This is a genomic window from Acidimicrobiales bacterium (assembly GCA_036491125.1).
GTDB lineage: Bacteria > Actinomycetota > Acidimicrobiia > Acidimicrobiales > AC-9 > AC-9.
Genome location: DASXCO010000182.1, coordinates 1 through 6,267, shown reverse-complemented (window position 1 = coordinate 6,267; position 6,267 = coordinate 1). Strand labels below are relative to the sequence as shown.

Genomic DNA, 6,267 nt, shown 5'->3' with positions numbered 1-6,267 from the left:
CGGTGCACCGACGACGCGGGGATCACGAACAGGTAGTCGACAGTGCCGGCCTCCCTCATTCTCCCCCCGTCGTAGCCGGCGAGCCCGATCGTCAGGAGACCGCGACGGCGGGCCTCGGCGAAGCCGGCGAGCACGTTCTCTGACCCGCCACTGGTGGAGATGCCCAGCGCGATGTCCCCCGGGCGACCCAAGGCGGCAATCTGGCGGGCGAAGACCACGTCGAAACCGATGTCGTTGGCAAGCGCGGTGAGCACCGCGATGTCGTTGCTCAAGCAGAGGGCGGGCAGCGGGCTTCCGGAGGGCGGGCTCAAGAATGTCTGGGTCACGGCCTGGGCGTCGGTGCTGCTCCCACCATTGCCAAAGGCGAGCAACCGGCCGTCGTCTGCGAATGACCTCGCCATTCGGTCTGCGCATTCGCCGAGGAGGCTTCCGTACCGCTCGGCGACGGTCGCGCGAAGCGCCACGATCTCGGCCGCCTTCTCGTTGGTCGAACGGGCGACCTCCTCCAGCACCGAGCTCAAGCTGGTCTCGGTCTCGTAGAGGAACGGGTAGAGGGACTCGACGCCTGCGGGAACGACGTTCCCCTCGCGTGTCATCCGCCCTCCATTACGGCGATCGCCTCCTTGGCGTGCACGAGGAGGCGATCACCGACGGTCGCGTCTACGAGCGCGACGCTCACCTGCTCGATGGTCGACCCGGTGTCGACGAGGGCCAGGCCGTCGCCCAGCAACTCGACCAGGCGCACAGCCGTCCCCTGATCGGAGCAGGTGATGCAGATGTCGTCGTCGCATTCGGGAGAGATACCGCGAGGGTCCGAGTCGGATGCGCCGATCGTGCCGGTCATTGTGCGGTCCCCGGGTCAAGCAGGCCGGGGTGCTCGAAGAACACGTGCACCAGCTCCCAGAGGATGTGATAGATGGTGACGTGGAGCTCCTTCACGACCAACGGGTCGTCGGAAGGCGCCACGAAGGCGTGGTCCACGGCTGAGCTGGTGGCGATCCTGCCCCCCTCGCCACCGGTGAGGGCGACGGTCAAGAGCCCCAGCTCCCGCCCCCGCTCCAAGCCCCGAAGGACGTTCTCGCACTTCCCGTCGTATGAGACTCCGAGGGCGATGTCGTCCGAGGTGGCGAGCTGGCCGATCTGGTGGGCGAAGACCTCGACGAAGCCCCGCTCTCGGATCACCTCGGTCACTGTCGCGACATCGTTGGTGAGTGACAGCGCTGGCAATGCCCGCTTTCCCACCAGCACGGGGTGGACGAACTCAACTGAGATGTGTTGCGAATCGGTGGACGCGCCGCCATTGCCGAACACGACGAGCTTCCCCCCTCGGTGGAACCTCAGTGACATGTCGTGACAGGCGAGCGCAATCCGCTCAGCGTCCTCCGCAAGGCGTGTGCCGGGCGTGGCGCGACGGGCGAACTCCGGGGCGGCGGCGCTCTGCACGCTCATGGCCGAGGTGCTTGCACGCCGCCCGGATCGTGCCGCCACCCGTTCAACCGGAGCTCCATGAACGGCCCTCCTCGAGTGACCTCCTTGCTGGAGACCACCCTCGCCATCCTAGATCGGAGGCACGGTTCCAGGCGACGGGAACGATCCGGGATGCGGTCCACGTCCTCGGAGAGACAGGCGTCGCCGTCGCCACCGTTGACACCTCCTGCCTCCTCCAGCTATGAAGAGCAGGGATGACGACGCCGAGTCGTCGAGCAACCGAGGACGCGATGGGGCCTGATCGTCTGCCGTCCACCCGTTGCCAGTTCACCCTGGTGCCGCCCCGGCACTTTCTCTATCCGGCCATTCTCCTCCTCCTCGCCGAGAAGCCCCGTCACGGTTATCGGCTGATCGACCCGCTCACGGCCCTCGGGTTCGGCCCTGTCGAACGCCCCCAGGTGTACCGGGCCCTGGCCGAGCTCGAAGGTGACGGTCTGGTCCGCTCCTGGCTCGAGCCACCAACAGCCGGTTCAGCGCGTCACGTGTACGCCCTCACGGCCGATGGACAGCAAGCCTTAGAGGCCTGGATGTCGGTGATCGCCCAGGAACGGGCCTGCCTCGATCTGGTGCTCGAGAAGTACTGGTACTGCAATGCCGGCAGGTTGGCCGTCGTCGAGTCGACACCCGGCGAGGCGGTGGTGCAACCGGGGCCGGACACATCAGACGAATCGGTCAACGGCTCCGGACACTCGTACGAGGTCGCCCCAGTAAGGGAGCGGCACCGGTTCGACGTCATCAACGACCGGTCGGCCGTCGTGATCGAGGCCCGATCCAGCATCGGACCGATTGCCTTCGGGACGAATGGGGTGCGGGGTTGGCTCGACGTCGAGCTTTTCGACGGGCTGGTCGCTGTGGACAGCTCCCCAACGGCCTGGCTCGAGGTCTCGCTCGAGGAGCTCAGCTCCGGCAATGCTCTCTACGATGCCGAGCTCCTGAGCCGAGCCGATGCCCGTCGCTTCCCGACTGCCGTTGTCAATCTTCATCACCTGTCCCGGATGGGAGACGGCAACCGCTACCAGCTCGAAGGCGACGTGACGTTCCATGGTATGACCCGGCGCCTCGGTGGTGCCGTGACCGCGGCCCTGCTCGACCAGCGCACGATGATTGTGACGGGCGAACAGGTCTTCGACGTCCGTGACTTCGACATGTCCCTTCCGACGATGCCTCTGCTCAAGATCTACCCGGACGTGAGAGTCCACCTCCACGTCGAGGCCGGACTGGCGATCTGAAGGCCGTGGGCATCCTCGCCGCCTTCGCCGTTGGATATGCATTCGGGGCAAGGGCGGGCGTGGAGGGACTCGAGGAGGTGGTGGAGTCCATCAAGGCGCTGCGGGATTCGCAGGAGTTCGAGGCCCTCGTCTCGGCGACACGATCGTACCTGAGCCATGCGCTCCAGAGCCTGGGCGAGTCGTTGGCTCCGGAGAGCCAACGGCCCCAGACGGTCACCGACCTCCTCGGCCGCCTCCGGAGCCCCGTGTCCGGCATGGACCCCCCCTCCCGCGGCGCCTGACCGGACTCGCCGACGACCGTCCGGACAACCCAGTCAGGCCGCGGTCTCCTCGTCCGAGCGAGGGCGTTGAGGGATGTCCGGCATCCCGTTCCCGAGCGAATGGGTACCGAACGCACCCATTGACGAGGTCTGAGGACGGCAGTAAATAAAAGCGCAGACCTTCGTCGAGTCGGGCGCGTCCGGGGTGGCGCACGCAGGGTCGTCTGCCGTCGGCGTTGGGTGAGCGCGGGAGGTGCGGAGTGACGACGGTAGAGGCCCCACCCGATGAGACCGTGGTCCATGTGTTGTGGATCAATGCGGGATTGAGCTGCGACGGTGACTCGGTCGCCCTCACCTCGGCAACCCAGCCGACCATCGAGGAGATCGCCCTCGGTGCCCTTCCGGGGCTGCCCAAGGTCGCCGTGCACTGGCCCCTGATCGACTTCGAGTGTGGCCCGGAGCAGGGGGCAGACAACTTCATCGAGTGGTTCCACAAGGCCGATCGTGGAGAGATCGAGCCGTTCGTGCTGGTCGTGGAGGGATCCATCCCCAACGAGTCCATCAAGTCAGAGGGCTACTGGTGCGGATTCGGCAACAACCCGGCTACCGGCCAGCCCATGACCACGAGCGAGTGGATCGACCGGCTCGCTCCCAAGGCCCTGGCCATCCTGGCCGCCGGTACCTGCGCCACGTACGGGGGGATCCACGCCATGGCTGGCAACCCGACTGGCGCCATGGGGGTGCCTGACTACCTGGGTTGGGACTGGAAATCCAAGGCCGGGCTCCCGATCGTCTGTGTGCCCGGTTGCCCGACCCACCCGGACAACCTCTCGGAGACGATCCTCTATCTGCTGTACCAGGCCGCCGGGCAGGCTCCGATGATCCCCCTGGACGAAGCGCTCCGGCCGCGCTGGCTGTTCGGGGCCACCGTGCACGAAGGCTGCGACCGCGCCGGCTACTACGAGCAGGGTCAGTTCGCCACCGGGTACGACTCGCCGACCTGCCTGGTGAAGCTCGGCTGCTGGGGGCCGGTCGTCAAGTGCAACGTCCCCAAGCGGGGATGGATCAACGGCATCGGTGGATGCCCGAACGTGGGGGGCATCTGCATCGGCTGCACGATGCCTGGCTTCCCTGACAAGTTCATGCCGTTCATGGACGAACCCCCTGGTGCCCACGTGTCGTCCACGGCCAGTGGCATCTACGGCAGGCTCATCCGCACCCTTCGCGGCGTGACCGAGAAGACCGTCGACGAGGAGCCCAAGTGGCGCAAACGGGGCCGCGAGCTGACGACCGGGTACCGGTCGCCGTGGTGAGCCGCCGACGAGAACCGAGCAACCGGGACACAACTGACCACCAGCAAGCAGGGCGCCCAAGGGAGGCATGAGGAGATGGCGACGAAGCTGAGGGGAGAGAAGACCGACGAGGCTCGCACCGGGCTCGTGGAGATGTCATGGGACCCGATCACGAGGATCGTCGGCAGCCTCGGCATCTATACGAAGATCGACTTCGCCAAGAAAGAGGTCGCCGAGTGCCACAGCACGTCGTCGATCTTCCGCGGCTACAGCATCTTCATGAAGGACAAGGACCCGAGGGACGCTCATTTCATCACCAGCCGCATCTGCGGCATCTGCGGCGACAACCACGCCACCTGCTCCTGCTACAACCAGAACATGGCCTACGGCGTACGGCCGCCGCACCTCGGGGAGTGGATCGTCAACCTCGGTGAGTCCGCCGAGTACATGTTCGACCACAACATCTTCCAGGAGAACCTGGTCGGGGTCGACTTCTGCGAGCGGATGGTCAAGGAGACGAACCCGGGCGTGCTGGACATGGCCAACAGGACCGCGGCGCCCCATGCCGGCGACCACGGCTACCGGACGGTTGGGGACATCATGCGGTCGCTCAACCCCCTGGAAGGTGAGTTCTACCGCGAAGCCCTGCAGGTGAGCCGCGAGACCAGGGAGATGTTCTGCCTGATGGAGGGCAGGCACGTGCACCCCTCGACCCTGTACCCCGGTGGCGTGGGGACGGTGGCCACCGTCCAGCTCTTCACCGACTACCTGACCAGGTTGATGCGGTACGTCGAGTTCATGAAGCGTGCTGTGCCCATGCACGACGATCTCTTCGACTTCTTCTACGAGGCTCTCCCGGGTTATGAGAAGGTCGGGCAGCGTCGCGTGCTCCTGGGCTGCTGGGGCAGCCTCAACGATCCCGAGTACTGCAACTTCCAGTACCGCGACATGACCGATTGGGGACGCAGGATGTTCGTGACCCCCGGCGTGGTCGTGGACGGCAAGCTGGTGACCAACGACCTGGTGGACATCAACCTCGGCATCAGGATCCTCCTCGGCAGCTCGTACTACGAGGACTGGGAAGACCAGGAGATGTTCGTCAACCGGGACCCATTGGGGAACCCCGTTGACCGTCGCCACCCGTGGAACCAGCACACGATCCCCAAGCCCCAGAAGAGGGACTTCGACGACAAGTACAGCTGGGTGATGTCACCTCGTTGGTTCGACGGCAAGGACCACCTCGCCCTGGACACTGGCGGCGGTCCCATCGCCCGCCTGTGGTCGACGGCCCTCTCGGGGCTCGTCGACATCGGTTATGTGAAGGCGACCGGCAACAGCGTGGTCATCAACCTGCCCAAGACGATGACCAAGCCCGAGGCCAGGTTCGAGTGGAAGATCCCCCAGTGGAGCAACGCCATCGAGAGAGACCGGGCCCGTACCTATTTCCAGGCGTACTCCGCCGCTTGCGCACTTCACTTCGTGGAGCAGGCGCTGGGCGAGGTGCGCGCCGGCAACACCAAGACCTGGGAGCCGTTCAAGGTACCGGACGAGGCCGTCAGCTGCGGCTTCACCGAAGCCGTGCGCGGCGTCCTCTCCCACCACATGGTCATCAGGGGCGGAAAGATCGCCAACTATCACCCGTACCCACCGACCCCGTGGAACGGCAGCGTGCGCGACTCCTACGGGACACCGGGGCCGTACGAGGACGCGGTCCAGAACACCCCCATTTTCGAGGAGAACAAGCCGGAGAACTTCAAGGGAATCGACATCATGCGCACCGTCCGGAGCTTCGACCCCTGCCTGCCCTGTGGGGTCCACATGTTCCTCGGCAAGGGCAAGGTGTTGAAGAAACTGCATTCGCCCACGATGATGAACACGCCCTAGCCGCGCGTACGGAGTGTCCACGCGAAGAGGAACCATGCCCGAACCACCCGACCTCACCGAGGTGGGATCCCGGATCGAGGAGCTGCTCCAGGAGCTCCTGACAGCCGCTGATCC

At 65.7% G+C, this 6,267-nt stretch carries 7 protein-coding genes; 4 read left to right on the top strand and 3 right to left on the bottom strand.

Annotated elements, in window-relative coordinates; translation table 11 throughout:
- From VGF64_14905 to VGF64_14895, 3 genes are all read right to left on the bottom strand, one after another.
- The coding region (locus tag VGF64_14905) for an SIS domain-containing protein (GenBank protein HEY1636052.1) at window positions 1–596 on the bottom strand (596 nt) is incomplete at its 3' end.
- On the bottom strand, window positions 593–844 hold the full coding sequence (locus VGF64_14900) for a HypC/HybG/HupF family hydrogenase formation chaperone (protein HEY1636051.1): 252 nt from the start codon (window positions 842–844) through the stop codon (window positions 593–595). The genes VGF64_14905 and VGF64_14900, both read right to left, overlap by 4 nt.
- Window positions 841–1,449, bottom strand: coding sequence for an SIS domain-containing protein (locus tag VGF64_14895; GenBank protein ID HEY1636050.1), 609 nt, complete (start codon window positions 1,447–1,449; stop codon window positions 841–843). The genes VGF64_14900 and VGF64_14895 overlap by 4 nt, the downstream gene beginning before the upstream one ends.
- A gap of 269 nt (window positions 1,450–1,718) precedes the next feature.
- Here VGF64_14895 and VGF64_14890 point away from each other — a divergent pair, with 269 nt between their 5' ends.
- The 4 genes from VGF64_14890 (at window position 1,719) to VGF64_14875 (ending at window position 6,153) form a co-directional block, all read left to right on the top strand.
- On the top strand, window positions 1,719–2,717 hold the full coding sequence (locus tag VGF64_14890) for a helix-turn-helix transcriptional regulator (GenBank protein ID HEY1636049.1): 999 nt from the start codon (window positions 1,719–1,721) through the stop codon (window positions 2,715–2,717).
- Window positions 2,718–2,722: 5 nt separating this feature from the next.
- Complete coding sequence (locus VGF64_14885) at window positions 2,723–2,998, top strand: hypothetical protein (protein ID HEY1636048.1); 276 nt, start codon at window positions 2,723–2,725, stop codon at window positions 2,996–2,998.
- 239 nt (window positions 2,999–3,237) lie between these two features.
- On the top strand, window positions 3,238–4,290 hold the full coding sequence (locus tag VGF64_14880) for a hypothetical protein (protein ID HEY1636047.1): 1,053 nt from the start codon (window positions 3,238–3,240) through the stop codon (window positions 4,288–4,290).
- A 75-nt stretch (window positions 4,291–4,365) separates the two neighbouring features.
- On the top strand, window positions 4,366–6,153 hold the full coding sequence (locus tag VGF64_14875; GenBank protein ID HEY1636046.1) for a nickel-dependent hydrogenase large subunit: 1,788 nt from the start codon (window positions 4,366–4,368) through the stop codon (window positions 6,151–6,153).
- The last annotated feature ends 114 nt before the right edge of the window (window positions 6,154–6,267 follow it).

Excerpts from the sequence above, each read along its gene's own strand:
- VGF64_14900 (HEY1636051.1), bottom strand. The coding sequence starts at position 844 with ATGACCGGCACGATCGGCGCATCCGACTCGGACCCTCGCGGTATCTCT.
- VGF64_14895 (HEY1636050.1), bottom strand. The coding sequence starts at position 1,449 with ATGAGCGTGCAGAGCGCCGCCGCCCCGGAGTTCGCCCGTCGCGCCACG.
- VGF64_14890 (HEY1636049.1), top strand. The coding sequence starts at position 1,719 with ATGGGGCCTGATCGTCTGCCGTCCACCCGTTGCCAGTTCACCCTGGTG.
- VGF64_14875 (HEY1636046.1), top strand. The coding sequence starts at position 4,366 with ATGGCGACGAAGCTGAGGGGAGAGAAGACCGACGAGGCTCGCACCGGG.